The following is a 20,550-nucleotide window of genomic DNA, read 5'->3' on the forward strand; positions in this document are numbered from 1 at the left end:
ACAACACAAAAAACAGCCCCGGCGGAAGCTGCATGTAAACTGCAGACTCCGCCGGGGCTGTTCAAGTTTCACATTTTTCTTACGTCATAATAATCCGGATCCACGCGTTCCACCAGTCCGGCTTCCTTCTCGGAAACGGTCAGATAGAGCTCGTGCATCGCCCGGGTGCAGATTGTGTAGAGGATCTGCATTTCGTTCTGGGCAGCTTTTGCCGGATAGTGGCAAATCGCAAAAACGACATCGAATTCCAGACCTTTCGCCAAACGGGCCGGCGTGATCAATACCGGATGGTGGCTGTTGTCGGTATCCTGCTGCACGAGTTTGAAATCGAAGCCGGCAACCGACAGTTCCTGGCTGATGCGTTCCGCATCTTCCGCATTGCGGCTGATGAAAGCCACGCGCATGCCGGCAGCGACGCTCGCGTCCACCTTCTGTTTGATGTAGTCCATATCGAGCCCGCCATCGTCGGTCAGCAGTACTTCCGGTTTCTTGCCGGAACGGATATAGGTCCCTTCCGGTTTTTCGCCTTCGATGAAGCTTTCCGAGAAACGGACGATTTCATTCGTCGATCGGTAGCTGGTCAGCAAACGGTACGAACGGAATGTACTTTCGGAAAAAATGGTCCGGAGATCATCAAAGGAAAGGCGTCTGTTCAGGATATTCTGATTCAAGTCGCCGCTCAGGATGAAGCGTGCGCTCGGGTAGGCATGCTGCAGCATCTGCAGTTGGAAAGGTGAAAAGTCCTGCACCTCATCCAGGCAGATGTATTGGTATTTCATGTCGCTGGATGGTCCCTTCAGCAACAACCGCAGACTGTAGTAGGCATCCAGATCTTCCAGCAGCACGCTCTTCTCTGCCATGTGTGCCGCAACCACAGCGATGTGGGTGCGCCATTCATCCTCATCCAAGCCGAAAACATCCAATGAGAGCAATTTAGGAACGGCTCTCAGGAAATGGATGTATTGGTTCTTATAACGGATAAAGGCCAGCGCTTCGATCCTCGCGACGATTGGTTCGAAAGCGTCCTCCAGGATATCCGCCGTCATGGCCTCTTCCATCGCTTTTTGGTTGTGGGTCTCTTTCTCGTAACGGTACAGATCCAGATCGGACATGGCGATCATTTCTTTTTCGACCCATGGCTTGCCTTTTTGCGACTGCTGGATGCGTTCCACGCGCTGCAGCAAGTGCCTTTTGAGGATATCCAATTTGCTGGCCAATGAACCTTGGCTTTCGATGCTGTAGAAGGCCGACTCGATCTCCTTCTCCGAGAGGATGATATCATCGCGGAAACGGATATCCGAGAATTTCAGGTAGCGCTTCTTCAGGAGCGTACCGTATTTCTGCAACGCTTCATAAAAGGCCAAGCTGCCCTTCAGTACCGTAACCTTGGCTAAGCTGTCCTCTTGATCGGCGCGCAAAGAAAATCCGGTCACTTTCCGCTCCATGAATTCGCTGAAGGTTGTGTTCCCCACATTCAGTTCGCCCAATGCAGGCAACACTTGGGAAACATATTCCTGGAATATTTTGTTCGGGGAAAACAGGACGACTTCTTCCGACTTCAATTGGTCCCGGAAAGCATACAGCAGATAGGCGATTTTCTGCATCAGGACAACCGTTTTCCCTGATCCGGCAACCCCTTCTATCAGCGTGACGGCCGCTTTGGTTTCCCTGACGATTTGGTTCTGCTCTTTCTGTAAGGTGGATACGACCGTGCCCATCTGATAGGATGAAGGTCCTTCCAACACTTCCAGCAAATACGGATCGCCCATGACATTGTCCGTGTCCATCATGCGGATGATTTCCGCCTGTCTGATCAGAAATTGCCTCTTCAGGTCAACGCCGTAGGACATCGGTTGATCGGCTATCATCAGCTTCACTTTTTCGCCTTTGCTGCCTTCATAATAAAGCGAGGCAATCGGCGAACGCCAGTCGACGATCAGGTTCTCATCTTTCTCGAACAAGGATCCGATCCCGATGTAGATCGTTTCATTGCCGAAATCATCGTGATAATCGATACGGCCGAAGTAAGGCTCATCCTGCATTTTTTCCAAGACAGCGACACGCTCGTTGCTGTTCTGCAATTCGTTGTTGCGGATCATCAGCTCCTGCTCAAAAGCCCGCAGTTCAGCCGACGATTCCCAGACGCTCTCTGAAGAACCTTGGCTGATTTTGATCTCTTTGGATTCCTTTAATTGCTGTCTTTGCTTTTCACTTTTTTCTTCTACTTGCTCGGCCAATCGCGTTTTTTCGTTGTTGATGACTTTAATGACGCGATGGACACGTTCCTGTTCTTTCGTTAGATCTTTATGCAACCAAATGACACCTCTCTCTTAAGAAAACTCTTGGACTATTCGGTCTACTCCACTAAATGCGACAATTAGTAGTATACCATCGCACAGGGATTCTGGCTATTCCTTGTACCTGGATTAAAACGTTCCAATTCAAAAAACAGCCGGTAGGAAAGACCTGTTGCAGCTCTCCCTTCCGGCTGTTTTTGTTGTTCAGATTGCGTTTTGCAAGTCCTGGCGCATTTGTGTCTATTCGTTGAGGATCTTTTCGATTGCAGTGTATCCTCCCAGGATATTGACAATCTTTTTGAATCCCCTCTCCTCCAACGCACCGATGGCGACGGCGGAACGGACGCCGGATTGGCAATGGACGTAAAGAGGCTCATCCCGCTTGAACGGCAACGGTTCCTCCAAGAGCTTGCCGAGTAGGACGCGTTTGGCATCGGACAGGTGCCCTTTATCCCATTCACTCTTCGAACGCACGTCCAATATTTGCAGATCCTTTGCTTGGCGCAATGCGATGAATGCGGCTGCCGTGATCGTTTCGGTCATCTTATCATCCTTGATCTGGCCGGCATCCAGATAGCCTCTGACTTGGTCGAACCCGATCAGTTGCAGGTGGCGGGCAGCCGTTTCAGCCTGCTCTTTGGTTCCGATGAGTGTCACTTGCCCTTCGTAATCCAGGAACCACCCGACGTAAGTCAAAAACTTTTTATTCAGCGGAATATTGAGCGTCCTTTCGATGTGTCCAGCTTGATAGATTTCTTTTGAGCGCAGATCGATCACCCTGTCATTTGGGCCGGCCTGCTGAAGCGGGAAGACCGGATAAGGCACGTAGGCGCCGCCGTCCAGTTTGTTGATCTTCTTCATCTGGGCAAAGTAGGTCGGGGGCTCAGGCTGATCATCCGTCAAAGCATCGATGAAACTCGTTTCCTCGTCATGTTGGAAAGCCCAGTTGTTGTCTTTTTCGTAGCCGAAAGTGGTCATCGGTACGGCGCCCAACGACTTCCCGCAGGCGCTGCCGGCACCGTGCCCGGGCCAAATCTGCAGATGGTCCGGATAGTCAGCCATTCTCTGAAGAGAGCGGAACATTTCTTTCGCTCCGATTTCGGTGGTGCCTTGCATATGCGCTGCCTCTTCCAGCAAGTCCGGTCGGCCGACGTCACCCACAAAGATAAAATCGCCGGTGAACAACCCCATCGGAATGTCCGAACCTCCGCCGATATCCGTCAACAGAAAGGACACACTCTCCGGCGTATGCCCAGGTGTGTGCAGCACCTCCAGTTTGACCTTCCCTACGGAGATGATATCCCCATCCTGCAGCAGCACGCTTCCTTCCGGCAGATCCTGGTAACGCCAGTCCTCCCCGCCCATGTCCGAGACATACAGTTTGGCGCCTAAACGCCTTTCGGTCTCCCGCAGGCCTGATGCATAATCGGCATGGATATGCGTTTCCGTTGCCGCAGTGATGACCAACCCTTCGTCTTCGGCTGCCAAGATATAGTCATCCAACTTGCGCAAGGGATCGATAATGATGGCTTCTCCTGTTTTTTGACACCCCACCAAATAGGAAAATTGCGCTACTTGGGGATCGAAAAATGATTTAAAAAACATGCATGAACTCCTCCTTTATCCTCCACCAATCAAAAATTCAAAATGATTCATCTGCTCAGGCTTGCGACAAAATTGATGGTCGTGGCGATGATGGCCGTCCCGAAAACGAAGGACAGCAGCGCATGGCCCAGCGCGGCCTTCCGGAATTCCGTTGTCGTGAAAGTCGTGTCGGAGACTTGATAAGTCATCCCGATCGTGAACGCCAGATAGGCGAAGTCCCAAAAATTAGGCTTTTCGGTACCCTCAAAGATGACGCCGCCGTTCACATCGCGGTAATAGAGTTCCGCGTACCGCAACATGTAGAGACTGTGCACCGTCGTCCAGGAGAGCACGATGCTGAACAGACCAAATCCGATCGTCCCGAAGCTGCGTACATGAGTCGTCAGCATCAACGCGACAGCCCCGATGCTGATCAGGCATGCCATAAGGACAAAAAAATCGATCGTCGAATATTGGATATCTTCCTCTTGCGCAATCCGCTCGGTTTCCGTGCCATCATGCGGATGAAAATCCTTCCACAGCAAATACAACAAAATGATTGCTGCACTGTCCCAACCGATCAAAGGGGCCAATTCCCAACGCAACCAGAATCCGCCGGCCAGCCCGATGCCCGTACCGATCGCTCCGGCAATCAGGAAGCGCGTCCTTTTTTTGCGCATATCCCTTCCGGCTTTCGTTTGATCGGCAAATAGATGGCTTCTTTTCTTCATGGCTGACAGCCCCCCTGCTTTTTCGGCCTGACTGTTCTTTCAGATCGTGATTTCGATGACATTCTTTTCCGGATCAAGGAACATGCTTTCATAATAGCCATCCCCTGTAATGCGCGGCTGGCTTTTGCATGTGTACCCCGCTTTGATGAGTCTATCAGTGAAATAGTCGACGTTCTGCTTGCTGCCGACGGAGACGGCCAGATGCGCCCAGCCAAGCATATCAAGGGGATAGCGTTCGTTGACATCCATCCTTTTCATAAGCTCCAAACGGGCCCCTCCTTCACGGAAAGTAATAAAGTAAGATTGGAAGTCTTTCTCAGGATTCCGGTATAATTTATTGGCCTTTCCATCAAAAAAACGAACATAAAAATCGCGCATCAGCTCCAAATCGCCCACCCACACTGCAACATGTTCAATCTTCATCGCTATTCACGTCCTCTCATCATCCTTGCCGGTGCGCTGGAGATAAACTCTGCGCGGATGGCCTGCAACAAAACATCCCGGAATCCCTTTTTGGACTTTCCGTAAAAGCGTTTCCTCAATTTGATTTTATCACATTGGCGGCGCATATGCGTTCCCGGAAGCATCCTCATGTACCGTCACCTTATGTGTCTTTTTTGCCATCTTTTTCAAAGTATTTTCTCAGCATCCACTCAGAATATGATTGACAGACTGATTTGTATTTGATAGTGTGGAAGTAACAAAATACGATTCGATGTGATGAAGAGGTCGCGGTTAACAATCAGTAAGGGATTCCCTGAAAGGTGTTGCTGCCGAAATACTCTGTATTGGGGCCAAGGTTGAATAAATCTGGCACTGTCGGACAAAGCCGCCCAGCTTTGTTCGGTGAGCTTCTCACGTTGGGGCAAATTGGTGGAATTCACTATATGGATGCAACGCTTCAGCTTAAGCAGCCTGTTTTGAACGACTATGAGACCATTTGCTCATAGTCGTTTTTTGTCTATTCATAAATATAAAACAGAATTCAGGAGGAAGATAAGCATGGCAATTTTTGAAGGATCAGGCGTTGCGATCGTTACGCCGTTTAAAGACACGGAGAACCAAGAAATCAACTACGAGGTATTGGAAGAGCTGATCGAGTTCCATATCGCGAACGGCACCGATTCGATCATCATCGCGGGCACAACCGGGGAAGCTTCAACGCTGACGGATGAAGAGCAACTTCATCTCATTCGTTTCACTGTCGAAAAAGTCAACGGCCGTATCCCTGTCATCGGCGGTGCCGGAAGCAATGACACGCGCCACGGGGTCGGATTGACGCGCGCTGTAGAGGCAACCGGTGTGGATGCGATCCTCAGCGTAACCCCTTATTACAACAAAACATCGCAAAAAGGCTTGATTGAGCATTACAAAGCCATCGCCAACAGCGTGAAAGTTCCGATCGTCCTTTACAATGTGCCGGGCCGCACCGGTCAGAACATTACCCCTGAAACACTGGTGGAACTGGCGAAAATCGATAACATCGTTTCCTTGAAGGACGCCACTGGAAACTTCAGCCAAGCCGTGGACAATCTGAGTCTTTTGGGCGATCGCCTGGACATCTACTCGGGGAATGATGACACTATCATCCCGTTGATGAGCTTGGGCGCAAAAGGCGTCATCTCTGTCCTTGCCAATATCGCACCGAAAGCTACATCGGAAATGACGCATGCTTTCCTGGATGGCGACATCAAAAAAGCTGCCGCGATGCAAGCACAGTACAAAGAACTGATCGACTGCCTGTTCGTGGAGCCGAATCCGATTCCTGTAAAAGCCGGAATGCAACTGCTGGGCTTCAACGTCGGACCAATGCGTCTGCCGTTGACGGATGCCGATCAAGCGGTCATTGACCGTTTGGCCGCAGCCATGAAAAAAGTTGGCCTGATCTAGAACAAACCCAAAAAACCGCCATCGGAATTTTATGTTTCCGGTGGCGGTTTTTATATTTTTCAGAATAGATGCAGGATATACTTGTTGAGCAACAAAATAATCAACACAAGAAGCATAACGATGATAAAACCGATGGCTCGTTTCACATAAAAATCTCTCAACTTCATGGCTTTTCCTTCCTGGCCTTATTAAGGAGGACATTTATTTATTTTACGATTCCCAGCTTTTTGAAATGGGCTTTTGGAAAAGCGTTGATGCCGATGCCATTCGCATCACCCAGTTTGATCGTGCCCCCGGTGAATAGCGGACCGCCCTCATAAGCTTCGATTCTGTAGAACGACGGCCCAATGAGGTCGACCATCGTGATGCAGTTTTTGGCGGCTGCCAGATGGGCCGCTGCGCTGACCGAAATCTTACTTTCCAACATGCAGCCGATCATGCAGTCTAACCCGTATGTTTCCGCCACTGCACAGATTTTGAGTGCCTCGTGAATGCCGCCGATCTTCATCAGTTTGATATTGATGAGGTCAGCTGATTGAGTCTGGATGATGTGGAGGGCATCCTTCACAGAGAAGACACTCTCGTCAGCCACTATCGGTGTTTGGACGTGTTGCGTCACAAATTTCAGGCCGGCCAGATCGTGCGCCTTCACCGGCTGTTCCACCAGCTCGGCCTGCATGCCCTTATCCTCCAGCATGCTGATGAACCGGACCGCCTCCTGGGGGCTCCAGCTCTGATTGACCTCTACCCGGATGCGGATGCCCGGTCCAACTGCCTTACGGATGGCCAACAAGCTTTCCACATCCTTGAGCCCATTCCTCCCGACATTCACATTCAGAATGCTGAAGCCGTCCTGAACGGCCTGCAGACTGTCGCGTATCCTCTCATCGATGGAATGGTTGCTGATGGTGTGGGCAGTCTCGATTTTCCGTTTCGCCCCGCCCAACACTTTATACAAAGGTTGGCCGAGTTTTTTTGCATATAGATCGTAGAGCGCCATGTCAACAGCAGCTTTCGCCGATGTGTTGTTGACGATGCTGGCATGCATCCTTTGCATGATGGTATCGAGATCGAAAATTTCCATTCCGATGATGCTCGGAGCGATGTATTGCATGATGGCCTCGCGGATGGAAGCCTTTGTTTCGCCGGTGATCAAGGCTGTCGGTGGCGCCTCCCCATATCCAGCGGTCCCGTCATCGGTCACGATGCGGATCAGGATGTTATGCACAGCGTCAACCGTACGCGATGCTGTTTGGAATGGCGTCCGCAGCGGGATGGCCACTTCCCCAATTTCAATTCTGTCGATTTTCATCATCAAAACCCCTCTCTTCACCGGCACGCTATCCATCCGGGCTAAGGCAGCGACTTTTTATGCTATTTTGGTTCCACCACCCATTTGTATCTATTTTACCAAGAAAACGAGTTTGCACCAAATGGGAGGGCGTTGCCTGTCAGCTTCCGGATGCAGCACAACAAAAAAAATGCACGAGCTGCCAGTAGGATGATACTGGTTGCTCTTGCGTTTTTTTCGATTACAGAGGGTCGGTCAGATATTCGGCTTCAATTTTGGCTCGAGTTCTCCGGCTAAGAGGAGCTTCGCCGGAGGAGATTGGCGGGTTTGGGTTGCCTCCTCCGGTCACGAGCACTTCGCCGGAGTTAAGGAGCTTATTTAGGCGACTGCCCCGGCCGCATCAGCCCTCACTTGAGAAGAACAGCTGGATCCAGTTCAGTTCCTCCGGCCAGCTTCGTTTGCGCCAGCTGCCCCCCCATTCGTCAGCCTTGTTTTTTCTTTTGCTGTCTGCTGGTCAGGCGCACGACCAAATTGCGCGGCGCCAATTTCGACGAGAAGAGCGCGCCCTTCAGCAGCATCGTCGGAACGATGATTTTCTTGCGCTTGTACATCTTGTCCAACGCATACTTGACGCAGTATTCAGAAGTGATGCCCTTCAGATTGAATTTCACATCAGCCACTTGGTTGAACTCCGTATCTACCGGTCCCGGACATAACGAACCGACATAAACGTTACTCTTCTTCTCTTCCAACTCTTCAGCAATCGCGGAAGTGAAGCTCGTTACGTAGGCTTTTGTCGCATAATAGGTCGCCATGTAAGGCCCCGCCGGCATCAGACCAGCAACCGAAGCCACGTTCAGAATGTAGCCTTCATTTCTCGCAAGCATATCCGGCAGAAATTTCTTGGTCAGGATATGGACCGCCTTAATGTTGACGTCGATCATCTCAAGTTCCTTTTCGAGACTGGTCGCCGTAAACGCGCCGAAATCACCGAAACCGGCACAGTTGATCAGCATGGAAATATTTTTGTCCTTCGTTTCTTCGTACAGACGGAAGCATTCCTCCGCCTTCGCCAAGTCCGCTGTGATGATTTGGCTTTTTGTAGTCAACTGTTTGCTGAGCTCCACAAGCCGATCCTCACGTCTCGCGACCAGAATCAGATCATACCCTTGTTGGCTGAGCTTTTTTGCGAACTCTTGCCCAATGCCCGCACTCGCGCCTGTGATGAGCGCTATTTTTTTTGTCATTATTTGTCCCTCGCGTTTCCTAAAAATGATTGATGCCTTTAGCGTATCGCATTTGCGCATTAAGGGCAATGATAAGGCGCCCTTGCGAAACAATATCAATATATTTATAGATTAAAAATTAATTAAATGTCGTATTATATCATTAAGTAAATATAAAGGAGTGATATTTTGCGCCATCATAATGATTCTTATTTCACCGGAACGCTTGTGGAATATTTCGGCATTCTTCTTATCTGCGGTCTTGCGGGATTTTTTACTTTCGGGCTGGCTGCGCCCTGGGCTTTCTGTTATCGAGAAAAATGGGTCGCCAAGCATACCTACATCGAAGGACACCAGTTGCACTTTGTCGGGAAAGCTTGTGATTTATGGCTTTCCTTGCTGAAATGGGCCTTTTTTTCGATCCTGACTTTGGGACTGTATTCTTTTGTCGTGCCCATCCGCTTCCAGCAGTGGCGCATCAAAAACACCTATGTGTACGGCTGTTGGGATGAATATTACGCGACGGAATGACAACTGCATCCAAGCAAAAACCCCCGAGATCTCGGGGTTTTTTTCCGTTATTTCAAACATGCATCCTTTTCTCCAGCTCGCGCCAAATCTCTCCGCCGTGATAGAGCAGGATAATGACCAAGGTGACTGCGCTCATCATGACCGACAGGCTTGAAGGCAATGACGTCGTGACCCAGTCCAAGGTCAGGAATAGCGCCGGCAGCAGCCCCAACAAGGCGGCTGTCAAAAGGTACAGCACATAGTCCCTGACGCCCAAATTGACGAGGCGCACGGCGATGTATAAGGATACGATCGCAAAGCTGCAGATGATCGGCACAGCATAGGTAGTCGACCAACCGCTCCATCCTGACAGATAATCCAAATAGATGCACAGGAGCGACAAGGAGACGATCAGATACACGATGCCTTTTGCGATATTCCGCCTTTTCCGGATCAGTATCAAAACGGAAAGCCACATGCTCATGATCCCGAACAGAGCGAGCTGAAGGTTCTCCATCCGTCCGATCCAAATCAGTTCAATCAGCAGAAAAGCGATGATCAGCACAAAGGAAATCAATGTCAAATATTTCCAGACAACCTCTTTATTGAACCGCAAAGGGACCTTCGGGTAGGGATCCGGCAGCAGCGGATCGGTGGCTTCATCCAATGTTTTTTGGCACAAAGGACATTGATCCCATTCTCCCTTGATGGTCGCGTTGCAATGTTGGCAGTATTTCATGATGACTCACCTTCCAAATCTTCACTGGTGACTTTGTTTGCTGCGACAGTTACGGCCACGCCGGCATCAGTCAATACCCTGACAAACTGTTCCTCGATCTTGGAATCGACAAATGGAGAAGTGAAACTGACAGTCAGATGGTCCCCATGGCTGATGGCGCAAAATTGCGGGCGGACCGCCGAAGTGTGGAAATACATTTTCTCGATGTAGCCGTCGATCGGATCAGGAAAGGCAACCTTGCCCAGATTCGAGATCGCTATCGTCAAATTCCGGTTGCTGACGTAATTCACCAGCTTCAGAACAAGGTCTTTGATCGGCCGGAAGACCATCCGCGTGAAGGGGCTGTACTCGAAGGCAATCAGCGTCCTCAGCTTGTCCTCCAGACTTTCCGGCGTAATCTGTTGCTGGAACTGCTCTTTTAGAGTTTGGCCGATTGCGGCAATGTCATCCGCTGCTTCATTTTCATTTGTGGTGTAGATCAGGCGGGTCGTGCTGAAAAAATTTCTGGCAGAATTGGACGGGAAGAACTGCCGTAAGTTGACCGGTACGGAAACGGCCATAGCCGACCCGGGTTTAAAATCGGGACTGGCTCTGCGCACAGCCAGCATAAATACTGCAGTCAGATACAGGGTCAAAGAAGTCTGTTGTTCCCGGGCCAACGCAAGCACGCCCTTGACCGGCATCTCCAATTCGATGACATGCGGCCGGTTGTCAGGCGTCTTTTTGCCGCGGAACTGGTGCACCTTGACTTTCTTTTTTTGATGCGCTTCCTCAAGCGAGGTGCTCTTTTGCGCAGGGCTCTTTCCGGCCAATTGACTGACTTTCGCGACGGAGCGGATGGCGGATTGCGCCGCATCCGTGAAGTTCTGTTTCTTTTCCTTGCGGAAATAGTGCGCAAAACTGTCCTCCAGTTGGTGGTTCAAGCGGTCATGCGCGGCGGCACCCAGGCCTTCAAAAGCTTCGGGATGCCGCAGCATGATGTAGGCCTTCAGCAGATCCTCGAAAAACCAGAGCGCACCGGTTCCGTCCGACAAGGCGTGGAACAGTTCCAAGTGAACCCGGTTTTGGTTATAGAAGACACGGAATAACAGTTCCCTCCGGTCAAAATGATAGATCTGCGCGCAAGGCGGCAACACGTCGGCCGTCACTTTCGGCTTCAGGTCGCTTTCTTCCAAATAATACCAGAAAAAACCGCGCCGCAGCACACTGTGGTACAGCACATAATTCTCATAGACTTCATCGAGCGCCCGTTGCAGCAACAACGGATCCACGGAGTCGGTCAACTCCGCACTCATGCGGAAGACCTTCGTATCGCTGCTCGTCATGGCCGCCAAAAATATATTGGAGGCATTGTCCAAACGTACCCATTTTTTCCGGTTCACTGTTTTTCCCCCTTCCTCTTAATCTGTTGAACAGCCCTCTCGGCTTATGCATTCAGGAACGCATTGATGACTTCGTAGGCTTCCACAACCGATTCGGCTGTCTTCGGATAGGTGATGAAACCATGGACGATACCGTTCACGCGATGGACTTGTGACTTGTTGCCGGCATTCCGCAAGGCTTCCGCGTAGGCTTCGCCTTCATCCCGCAACGGATCGAATTCGGCCGTGATCACCAACGTTTCCGGTTGATTCGACAGGTCCTCCGCCATCAAAGGCGCGACATAGCCATTCTTGCGCAACTCGGGGTCGGGTTGGTACAACGCCATGTATTCTTCCATTTTTTTCGCAGTCAGTCCGTAATCATGCCCATTTGTGCGGATCGATTCGAACGGGGATGCTTCCGAATGATCCCAATAAGTGACAGGATACAGCAAAATCTGTTTGACCGGAATCGCTTGGCCTCTGTCGCGGAGCAGCAAAGACACGGCTGCAGCCAAGTTTCCGCCCGCGGAATCACCGATCAGAATCAGATCCGTTTCATCCGACAGACCGCTCTTTTCCAAGTGCTTCAGCAATACTTCAGCCACCCGATAACAGTCATAGAGGCCGGCCGGATACGGATGCTCCGGCGCCAAGCGATAGTCGACGGAGTAGACGGTTCTGCCGGTCAGATCCGCCATATTGATGCAGGCATTCGTATACGTTTCGATGTCGCCGATGACCCACCCGCCGCCATGAAAAAACAGCAACGGTTCTTTATACAGACGCTCTTTTGGATAGAATACCCGCACAGGAATATCATGGGAACGGTCCTCCGAATAGATTTTGTGGTCCATGATGATATAGCCCTTTTTCGGCTTGGGAGCCAGTATATGCTGCACTTTGCGGACACGGGCGTAGTCTTCCTGCATGTTGATTTTTGGTGATGACATCAACTTAAGCATCAATTTAAAAAATGGATTCATCCTTCTGTCCTTCCTCTGACAGCGTTGGCTGTTCTGGTATCTTTGCTTCATTATAGCACAGGAAAGCGCCAGTCCCATATAGCCGTGAACCTTTGAGATGCCTCCTTGCGTGATGGGCTTGTCACTCTTCCGGCTTGCAAATCCCCCTACCAGTGTTATACTTGTTATATAACGAACGGAAGGTTTGAGGTTGTGGGAAACCGATTGGACACGTAAAATGAAGATATGAAAAAATAGGCGTAAAAAAGAAAGAAGGCGAGCTTTTATGATAGCTGATTTGCAGCCATACTTACCCATTCTGATCCCTTTGGTCGTGATTCAGATTATTTTGTTGATCACGGCCCTGCTCCACCTGAACAAGCATCCGCAAGTAAAAATAGGCAGCAAAAATCTTTGGATCTTCATCATCATCTTCCTGAACATCGTCGGCCCGGTCCTGTATTTCCTGATCGGAAGGGGAGATGAGTGATGGATATCCTCACGATCGCCGGATTGGGGAAATCCTTCGGGAGCCAGCGCGTCCTCGCTGATTTGTCCTTCTCCGTCCCCGAAGGCTCGATCTACGGTTTCATCGGCAAAAACGGCTCAGGAAAGACGACGACAATGAAGATCGTTTTGGGCTTGCTGCAGTCGGATGCCGGAGAAATCAGCATCTGCGGCGAAAAAGTGCGTTATGGCGACACCCGTACAAACCGTTTCATCGGCTATCTGCCGGATGTCCCCGAATTCTACGGTTTCATGACCGCAAAGGAATATCTGCGGCTGTGCGGCGAGATCACAGGCATGCCGTCCGCACTTATCAAAACAAAATCCGAAGAACTGCTGGAGCTGGTCGGGCTGGCGGATGTGAAAAAACGCATCGGCACGTTCTCCCGCGGCATGAAGCAGCGGCTGGGGATCGCCCAAGCCTTGCTGAACGAACCGCGACTCTTGATCTGCGACGAACCCACTTCCGCACTGGATCCGATCGGCCGCAGGGAAATCCTGGATATCCTTCTGAAAGTGAAGGAACGGACAACCGTGCTCTTTTCGACGCATGTCCTGACCGATGTGGAAGCCATCTGCGATCGGGTGGGCATCCTCGATGGCGGAAAACTCGTCCTGACCGGATCGGTATCCGAACTGAAAACCACGCACGCCAGACATTCCTGTTCGGTCACTTTCCGAACGCAGGCGGATGCCGCTGTATTCCGGGCAGATCCGCGATTAAGCATGATGAAGACTTCTATGCGTGCAAATGATCCTTCCCTCACCATCCAAGCCGAGGATCCGGAACAAGCCATGGCTCTGATCATCCGGATTTTGGGCGATACCGGATTGGTACCGCTCCATTTGGAAACGGCCGAACCCAAACTGGAGGATATCTTCCTGGAGGTGGTCCGATGAGAGCGTATCTTGCCTTCACAAAAAAGGAACTGACTGAATATATGCGCAACTTCAAACTGTTCCTGGCGATCGCCTTGTTTGCGCTGTTGGGCATCATGAATCCGTTAACGGCCAAATTTTTGCCTGATCTGTTGGGAAATTTCATGCCGGAAGGGATCACGATCCTGATTGCGGAACCGACGAACCTCGATTCCTGGATCCAATTCTTCAAGAACGGCACCCAGATTGGCCTGTTCATCATCGTCATCCTCTTGAGCGGCATGATGGCTAAGGAATATGAAAAAGGCACGCTCATCAATATGGTCACGAAAGGTCTGCCGCGCCGGACCATCCTTTTTTCAAAATTCACAGGCGCTCTGCTGCTCTGGACCGTCAGCTATTGGGTCTGCTTTTTCATCACTTTGGGGTACACGCTGTATTACTTCCCTGAAGGCACGACGGAAAATCTGGCCTTGTCCGTCGTCAGCCTCTACCTGTTCGGCATCCTGCTGATTGCCGGCCTGCTGCTCGGGGCTGTCTTGTTCAAAAATGCCTACGGGCCACTGTTGTTCACGGGTGCCTTCCTGATGGTGCTGTTTTTGTGGAACCTGTTCCCGGAAGCGGCCGAGTGGAACCCGCTGGTGCTGGCTTCGCGCAACATGGACATGCTGCAGGGGACGCTGTTGCTTAAGGAACTTTGGAATCCGCTGCTGACGACGGGACTGATGATCGGTTCAGCTCTTGTTGCGGCGGTGAAATTTTTCAACAAAACTGCACTATGACAACAAAAAAACGCGCCATCAAGCCCTTTTTCGGCTGATGACGCGTTTTTTGAGGTTTTCGGTAATAAGGATTTTTGGTGTTTTTCTTCAGCTCCGGTCAACTGAACCTTCGACGGAGTTGAGAGTCTGATTCGGACCCTCTGCTCCGGCGGCGAGCGCTTGGCAGGAGCAGACTAATTGTTTCGGGCCGGCTGCACCGGCCCGCACCGGCTTCGCCGGAGAAGAACACTCGATCCAGGCCATCTGCTCCCGCCGAACCGTACTTAAATCGACTCAGCGCATCCTCCCCAACAGCAAATACAGGAAATAAGGCGCCCCGATCAGGGAAACGACGATACCGGTCGGAAAAGCGGTATCCATCACCGTACGGCCGATCGCATCGGCGACCAACAGGATGATGCTGCCGATCAGCAGTGCAAGCCAACTGTAGCGTTCATGCCGTTTGCCGCCCAGTTTTTTGGCGATGTGCGGGGACATCAGACCGATGAAGCCGATGTTGCCGGTCAACGAGATCGCCGCTGAAGCGATGGCGACCGCGCAAAGCAGCAGAATCAGTTTTTCGTTCCGGAGCCTCAATCCCAACGCAAGAGCGGTTTCCTCTCCCAACGCGAGAATGTTCAGCGTCGGGGCCTTCAGAAAAAGGATCCCCATCGCCAACAGCCAACCGGGCAGGATCGTGAACACAAAGGGCCAGGTCGAACCCCAGATGTTTCCCGACATCCAAGCAGTGATGAAACTGACGTCGGTCCGGTCGGAGGAGGACATCAGCAGGATGATCAACCCCGAAAAGGCGGAGGAGATCCCCGCTCCGATGACGACCAACTGCATCGCATGCTGTTTGTGGCTGCGGCTGTAGCTAAGCAGGTAAACTGTGGAGGCAGCCACCAGCGCGCTGAGGAAAGCGACAAGCGGCAATGCCGCAGAAAACTGAAGCATGCCTTCGCCCGCGTACAGATAGAAGATCGTCACGCCGAGGCCGGCACCGGAATTGATGCCCAGAAGCCCCGAATCGGCCAAGTCGTTGTTGCTCAAGGTCTGCAGGATGATGCCAGCGCCTGCCAAGCAGGCGCCGGCCATCGTCAATACCAATGCCCGAGGCAAGCGGATCTGGTAAAAGACGTAGTTTTCTTTAAAAGCCCCATTCCCTGACAGCACCTGCAGGATGCGGTCCAACGGAAGCGAAGAATAACCCATGGACAAGGCAGCGATGAAAGCCGCCACGAACAAAAAGAGGAATAGCCACAATTTTTTCCGATAAGTCGGATTCCATTCATTAAACAGCTCGGATTCCCCCTTTTCTGGCGATCGTCACGTAAAAAGGCACGCCAATCACGGAAACGATCGCCACAACGGGAATTTCGAAAGGACTGACAACCGTGCGGCCGATGTAATCAGCCAGGATCATGAAAGTCCCGCCGACCGTGATACACAACGGAATGATTTTGCGGTAATCCTGCCCGACCATTTTGCGCACGACATGCGGAATCATCAAACCGATCAGGGCCAAATTGCCGGCGATGGCGACTGCGCTGCCTGCAAGCAGCGTGATCAAAAGAATCAGGGCGGTCCGGATCAGATTGGTCCGTTGCCCCATGCTGATCGCTGTTTCCTCGCCCAAACTCAGCACAGTCAACTGGCCGCTGAACACTAAGCTCAGCAGCAGCGCCAGCCCGATGACAGGCGTTATGCTCAAAATATTCCAATCCACGCCCATCAGGCCGCCGGAAGTCCACATCGAAACATCCTTCGAGATGCGGAACCAGATCGCGATCCCGTCCGCGATGGCCTGGAAAAAGAACGAGACGGCTGCTCCAATCAGGATCAGGTTCAAGGGTGATTGTCCGCTTCTGATCGCATTACTGAGACCGTACACGAACAGCATAGCCAAACCCGCACCCACGAAACAGGCAATGGAAACGAGCAGATAGGAACTCTGCGGAGCCAGGGCATAGACCAAGGCCACAGCGATGTTTGCTCCGGAAGTCAGCCCCAAAAGCCCGGGGTCGGCCAACGGATTCCGCGTCAGCGCCTGCATGATCGCTCCGGCAACAGCCAAGGAACTGCCTACGAAGAAGGCACCCAGAATGCGCGGGAAACGGATGCCCCTAAGCACAAGGTAATAATCTCCGCCGCCTTCCCCGATGATTGCTTCGATCAGGTCAGACCAATCCGTGTCCGCCGCTCCTGTGTAAAGCGCCAGCACCGCTGCCGCGATCAGCAACAAAACCGTTACAGCCAGATAGATTCCGAAGGCGTTTCGTTTCCGTTTAATCACTGCAATCGTCCCCTCTTATTCCGCTAAAAAGGATTCCTCGAAGAAGTCCAGTTGGTAATCCAACGATAGCGAATCATTGAAATAGAATGTCTCGGCATCAGCCACAAACACTTGGTTGTTCTGCACAGCCGGAATGTTCTTGAACCATTCGGCATCCAAAAAGCTCGATTCCGGATCGGTTGCGGCCAAGCTCAGGATCAGGTAGTCGCCGATGTAATCACCGAGCACCTCTTCGGAAATGGCATAATAACCTGCATCAAGGGCGTTTTCTTTGACCGTTTCAGGCATATTCAGCCCCATTTCCTGATAAAGAATCTCCGTGCCGCGTGCCCAATTGTCGCCGAAAATGTACATCTGTTTATCGAAGTTCTCGGCAACCGTGACCGTCGCTTCCTCGCCTATGGCACCCTTGATTTCCTCACCTACCGTTTGTGCTTCAGCTTGGAATGCCTCCACCCACGCGACAGCTTCCTCTTCCTTGTTGACTACTTTCCCGATTTCCACGATCTGATCCAGGTAAGAAAGGTCTCCGTATGTGAACAGGACGGTCGGCGCGATTTCCGACAATTGATCGGCATTTTCGATATTGTCCAAGCCGATGATCAAATCCGGTTCCAATTCGAGAATTTTTTCGACGTCGGCATTCGATACGACTGCGACGCCTGAAAGACCTTCGCTGAAATTCGGGTTACCGGCTGACCAAGCATCCACGCCGACGATGTTGATGTCGAAGTTGATGAGATCCCCAGCATAGGACGACAGCACCACTACCCGTTCCGGGTTTGCGGGAACCGCGATTTCTTCGCCGTCGACCGTTGTGTACGTCACTGTTTCGGTTGCTGCGCTTTCGCTAGATTCATCGGCTGTGTCCGTAGCGGAGCAGGCTCCCAAAATCAATCCGGCACTCAATAACATTGTCAGTGATAGTTTGTTTATTTTTTTCATGTTCATTCTCCTCTATTTATCAATTCGTATCCGATGATGACGGGTTTATTTGTCTTTGCGTCCGGCTGGATGGTCGGACGGATGTTGAAGATGGACGCTATATTCGCGGCGGTGATCACTTTATCCGCCGCACCTTGACAGACGACTTTGCCGTCCGCTAGCGCCACGATATGGTCGGAATAGAGCGAAGCCTGATTGATGTCGTGCAGCACCATCACGATCGTATAACCTTCCTCTTCATTCAGTTTCTTCAGTAGTTCCAAAATTTCCAGTTGGTAACTGATGTCCAGATAGGTCGTCGGTTCATCCAAAAAGATTATGTCGGTTTTTTGCGCCAACGCCATCGCCAGCCAGACCCGTTGCCGCTGCCCGCCTGACAGTTCATCGATATAGCGGTGACGCAGCTCGTCGATTTGCGTCTTCTTGATGGCCCAGTCGATGATTTCCTTGTCCTCGCTGCCCAATCCCCTCAAGCCTTTCCGGTGTGGGAACCTGCCGTACGAAACGATCTCTTCAACCGTGATGCCGGAAAGGTTTTCCTGACGCTGCAGCAGGATTGCAATCCGTTTCGCCAACCGTTTCGTATCCATCGTAAAAATCGAAACACCGTCCAGCAGAATGTCGCCGCTCGAGCAAGTCAGGATACGCGACATCGCCTTCAATAAGGTCGATTTTCCGCAACCGTTCGGCCCGATGATTGTTGTGATTTTCTGTGGTGCGATAGTGACTGAGATATTTTTCACAATGATCTGCTTGTCGTACTTGATTTGCACCTCCTCAACTTTCAGGCTGCACATGCCTTCATTCCCCTTTCTTTATCCTTGCAGAAGCGATTCATTTCCGGATCGTTCTTGACATTTTCGAATAAAAATTATTTAATTGATAATGAGAATCATTCTCATTTATAATTTATTCTATTATCATTCATAACATCCAATTAGTCAACAGAAAATGAGGTGGTCTTTTGAACGAAGTATTTGACGTAACGATAATCGGTGGCGGGCCTTCGGGTCTGTACAGTGCTTTCTACAGCGGTTTGCGCAATCTGAAGACGAAGCTGATCGAATCCCAGCCCGTCCTTGGCGGCAAAGTCAACCTGTACCCAGACAAAATCTTATGGGATGTGGGCGGTCTGACACCGATCACCGGCAAACAGTTCCTTTCCAATTGCATCACGCAAGGCCTGACGTTCCATCCGACCGTATGTCTGAATACGGAAGTCAGCCTGATCACCAAAGTCGCGGGCGTTTTCGATATCCGCGCCAGCAATGGCGACCATCATTACACGAAAGCGGTGATCCTTGCATACGGCAGCGGCATCATCACACCGAACAGGCTGGCGGTCGACGGTGCGGAGCAGTTCGAACGGACCAATCTGCATTACATCCCGACCAGTCTTCATGCGTTCCGCAACAAACAGGTTTTCCTTTCGGGAGGCGGAAACACAGCGATCGAACAGGCGAACGAATTGCTGTCCATCGCAAACGGCGTAACCCTCGCTTGCCGCAGCAATGAACTGCGCGCACATGAACACGGCGTGGAGACCTTCCTCAACAACGGCGGCAAGCTGCTTCTGGAAACGCAGATCCGCTCCTTCCGTTCCAACCGCGAAGGCGAGATCGAAGCCGTTTCCCTTTCGGTCAGCGGTGAGCATCGGACTGTGGCTGCCGATGCGGTCATCGTCAACCACGGCTTCGCCAGCAAACAGGCGATTGCGTTCGGTGATGCAATGGAGCTGCAGTTCAACGAAAACAACTTCATCGAAGGCAGCCCCGACAGCACAATCGGCTACCCGGGCATCTTTGCGGCAGGTGACGCGATCGCCTACTCGGGCAAAGTCAATCTGCTGGTCGGCACCTTCCAGGACGCCGTGAATGCTGTGAACAGCGTCAAGCAATACCTGAACCCCACCGCTGAAAAGCACGCAATGGTGTCCTCTCACAACGAAGCATTCGCGGAGAAAAACAAACAGTACTGTGTGTAGATTTGTAGATTTGTAGATACGCAAAAAGCAGCCGACGGGACGCCTCATCGGCTGCTTTTTGCGTTTATACTTGTAGTTGTCCGATTCTTTCGGGTTATCGGACAACACACACTACATTCGTTCTACGGTTGTCCGATTCTTTCGGGTTATCGGACAACGCACACTACATTCGTTCTACGGTTGTCCGATTCTTCCCGGTTATCGGACAACGCACACTACATTCGTTCTCTGGTTGTCCGATTCTTCCCGGTTATCGGACAACTTTAAAATGCAACAGCCGACAACCCCAAAATAAAAACGCAGGCAAAGTCTCATCCTAAGAATGATCCCTGCCCTGCGCCACTATTTCACTATCAGATTTCGTACTCGACAGCCCGCCTGGCTTCGTCCTCAGTTGCTTCTTTGTACATTTTGCGGGTTTTCTTCTTGCCCACGCCTTCCACCCACCATTGCCAGAAATCGTCGTCCTTGTGATGAGAAATCCCGCCCATCAGGATGCCACGTTTGTAGACATTTAGTTCCGTGTATTCTGCATTTGTTTTGTCCGATTTCAGCCAAAAAATCATCTGCACGCCTTCTTTCGT

General features: G+C 51.3%; 20 protein-coding genes and 1 riboswitch. Of the genes, 6 read left to right on the forward strand and 14 right to left on the reverse strand.

Features of this window, described 5'->3' with window-relative positions:
- Positions 1–68: 68 nt before the first annotated feature.
- The 4 genes from helD to ACKPBX_RS03955 all read right to left on the reverse strand — a co-directional run bounded on the left by helD (position 69) and on the right by ACKPBX_RS03955 (position 5,035).
- Entirely contained in the window at positions 69–2,312 is a 2,244-nt protein-coding gene (gene helD / locus ACKPBX_RS03940; protein WP_319996058.1) for an RNA polymerase recycling motor HelD, read from the reverse strand.
- Positions 2,313–2,537: 225 nt separating this feature from the next.
- A complete protein-coding gene (locus tag ACKPBX_RS03945; RefSeq protein ID WP_319996059.1) occupies positions 2,538–3,902 on the reverse strand; it encodes an MBL fold metallo-hydrolase in 1,365 nt (454 codons plus the stop codon).
- Between the two features lie 47 nt (positions 3,903–3,949).
- Positions 3,950–4,612, reverse strand: coding sequence for a DUF1345 domain-containing protein (locus tag ACKPBX_RS03950; RefSeq protein ID WP_233442715.1), 663 nt, complete (start codon positions 4,610–4,612; stop codon positions 3,950–3,952).
- A gap of 39 nt (positions 4,613–4,651) precedes the next feature.
- On the reverse strand, positions 4,652–5,035 hold the full coding sequence (locus ACKPBX_RS03955; protein WP_086626970.1) for a VOC family protein: 384 nt from the start codon (positions 5,033–5,035) through the stop codon (positions 4,652–4,654).
- A gap of 292 nt (positions 5,036–5,327) precedes the next feature.
- A riboswitch (Lysine riboswitch) is annotated at positions 5,328–5,474 on the forward strand.
- Between the two features lie 140 nt (positions 5,475–5,614).
- Between ACKPBX_RS03955 and dapA the strand changes: the two genes are divergently transcribed.
- On the forward strand, positions 5,615–6,502 hold the full coding sequence (gene dapA / locus ACKPBX_RS03960) for a 4-hydroxy-tetrahydrodipicolinate synthase (RefSeq protein WP_119093805.1): 888 nt from the start codon (positions 5,615–5,617) through the stop codon (positions 6,500–6,502).
- A 205-nt stretch (positions 6,503–6,707) separates the two neighbouring features.
- On the opposite strand, the gene ACKPBX_RS03965 is transcribed toward dapA, so the two are convergent.
- Both ACKPBX_RS03965 and ACKPBX_RS03970 read right to left on the reverse strand, forming a co-directional pair.
- Positions 6,708–7,817, reverse strand: coding sequence for a mandelate racemase/muconate lactonizing enzyme family protein (locus tag ACKPBX_RS03965; protein WP_319996060.1), 1,110 nt, complete (start codon positions 7,815–7,817; stop codon positions 6,708–6,710).
- 458 nt (positions 7,818–8,275) lie between these two features.
- A complete protein-coding gene (locus ACKPBX_RS03970; protein WP_319996061.1) occupies positions 8,276–9,040 on the reverse strand; it encodes an SDR family NAD(P)-dependent oxidoreductase in 765 nt (254 codons plus the stop codon).
- Between the two features lie 168 nt (positions 9,041–9,208).
- Between ACKPBX_RS03970 and ACKPBX_RS03975 the strand changes: the two genes are divergently transcribed.
- Positions 9,209–9,550 carry a YjgN family protein gene (locus tag ACKPBX_RS03975; protein ID WP_119093807.1) on the forward strand — a complete coding sequence of 114 codons (342 nt, stop codon included), beginning with the start codon at positions 9,209–9,211 and terminating at the stop codon, positions 9,548–9,550.
- A 52-nt stretch (positions 9,551–9,602) separates the two neighbouring features.
- Here ACKPBX_RS03975 and ACKPBX_RS03980 read toward each other — a convergent pair whose 3' ends face one another.
- From ACKPBX_RS03980 to ACKPBX_RS03990, 3 genes are read right to left on the reverse strand one after another with little or no spacing between them, the layout of a single operon-like run.
- Positions 9,603–10,268, reverse strand: a complete 666-nt coding sequence (locus ACKPBX_RS03980; RefSeq protein ID WP_119093808.1) for a DUF6320 domain-containing protein — start codon at positions 10,266–10,268, stop codon at positions 9,603–9,605.
- On the reverse strand, positions 10,265–11,650 hold the full coding sequence (locus ACKPBX_RS03985; protein ID WP_319996062.1) for an alcohol acetyltransferase: 1,386 nt from the start codon (positions 11,648–11,650) through the stop codon (positions 10,265–10,267). Before ACKPBX_RS03985 ends, ACKPBX_RS03980 begins: the two co-directional genes overlap by 4 nt.
- A gap of 44 nt (positions 11,651–11,694) precedes the next feature.
- A complete protein-coding gene (locus ACKPBX_RS03990; protein WP_319996063.1) occupies positions 11,695–12,615 on the reverse strand; it encodes an alpha/beta hydrolase in 921 nt (306 codons plus the stop codon).
- 265 nt (positions 12,616–12,880) lie between these two features.
- Here ACKPBX_RS03990 and ACKPBX_RS03995 point away from each other — a divergent pair, with 265 nt between their 5' ends.
- The 3 genes from ACKPBX_RS03995 to ACKPBX_RS04005 are packed head-to-tail and all read left to right on the forward strand — an operon-like array spanning position 12,881 to position 14,762.
- A complete protein-coding gene (locus ACKPBX_RS03995; RefSeq protein ID WP_107994950.1) occupies positions 12,881–13,084 on the forward strand; it encodes a PLDc N-terminal domain-containing protein in 204 nt (67 codons plus the stop codon).
- Entirely contained in the window at positions 13,084–14,001 is a 918-nt protein-coding gene (locus tag ACKPBX_RS04000; protein ID WP_319996402.1) for an ABC transporter ATP-binding protein, read from the forward strand. Before ACKPBX_RS03995 ends, ACKPBX_RS04000 begins: the two co-directional genes overlap by 1 nt.
- Positions 13,998–14,762, forward strand: coding sequence for an ABC transporter permease (locus tag ACKPBX_RS04005; RefSeq protein WP_319996064.1), 765 nt, complete (start codon positions 13,998–14,000; stop codon positions 14,760–14,762). Before ACKPBX_RS04000 ends, ACKPBX_RS04005 begins: the two co-directional genes overlap by 4 nt.
- Positions 14,763–15,035: 273 nt before the next feature.
- On the opposite strand, the gene ACKPBX_RS04010 is transcribed toward ACKPBX_RS04005, so the two are convergent.
- The 4 genes from ACKPBX_RS04010 to ACKPBX_RS04025 are packed head-to-tail and all read right to left on the reverse strand — an operon-like array spanning position 15,036 to position 18,779.
- Positions 15,036–15,983 carry a FecCD family ABC transporter permease gene (locus ACKPBX_RS04010; RefSeq protein WP_319996403.1) on the reverse strand — a complete coding sequence of 316 codons (948 nt, stop codon included), beginning with the start codon at positions 15,981–15,983 and terminating at the stop codon, positions 15,036–15,038.
- A gap of 52 nt (positions 15,984–16,035) precedes the next feature.
- Positions 16,036–17,037 (reverse strand): FecCD family ABC transporter permease, encoded by a 1,002-nt coding sequence (locus ACKPBX_RS04015; protein WP_319996065.1) that lies wholly within the window; start codon positions 17,035–17,037, stop codon positions 16,036–16,038.
- A 15-nt stretch (positions 17,038–17,052) separates the two neighbouring features.
- On the reverse strand, positions 17,053–17,982 hold the full coding sequence (locus tag ACKPBX_RS04020) for an iron-hydroxamate ABC transporter substrate-binding protein (RefSeq protein ID WP_319996066.1): 930 nt from the start codon (positions 17,980–17,982) through the stop codon (positions 17,053–17,055).
- 2 nt (positions 17,983–17,984) lie between these two features.
- The gene (locus tag ACKPBX_RS04025) at positions 17,985–18,779 is read right to left on the reverse strand and encodes an ABC transporter ATP-binding protein (RefSeq protein ID WP_319996067.1); all 795 of its coding nucleotides are present in this window, start codon (positions 18,777–18,779) and stop codon (positions 17,985–17,987) included.
- A gap of 167 nt (positions 18,780–18,946) precedes the next feature.
- Between ACKPBX_RS04025 and ACKPBX_RS04030 the strand changes: the two genes are divergently transcribed.
- Complete coding sequence (locus ACKPBX_RS04030) at positions 18,947–19,966, forward strand: NAD(P)/FAD-dependent oxidoreductase (protein ID WP_319996068.1); 1,020 nt, start codon at positions 18,947–18,949, stop codon at positions 19,964–19,966.
- Positions 19,967–20,319: 353 nt separating this feature from the next.
- On the opposite strand, the gene ACKPBX_RS04035 is transcribed toward ACKPBX_RS04030, so the two are convergent.
- Positions 20,320–20,532, reverse strand: a complete 213-nt coding sequence (locus ACKPBX_RS04035) for a hypothetical protein (protein WP_086626957.1) — start codon at positions 20,530–20,532, stop codon at positions 20,320–20,322.
- Between the last annotated feature and the right edge of the window lie 18 nt (positions 20,533–20,550).

This window comes from Trichococcus shcherbakoviae (assembly GCF_963666195.1).
GTDB lineage: Bacteria > Bacillota > Bacilli > Lactobacillales > Aerococcaceae > Trichococcus > Trichococcus shcherbakoviae.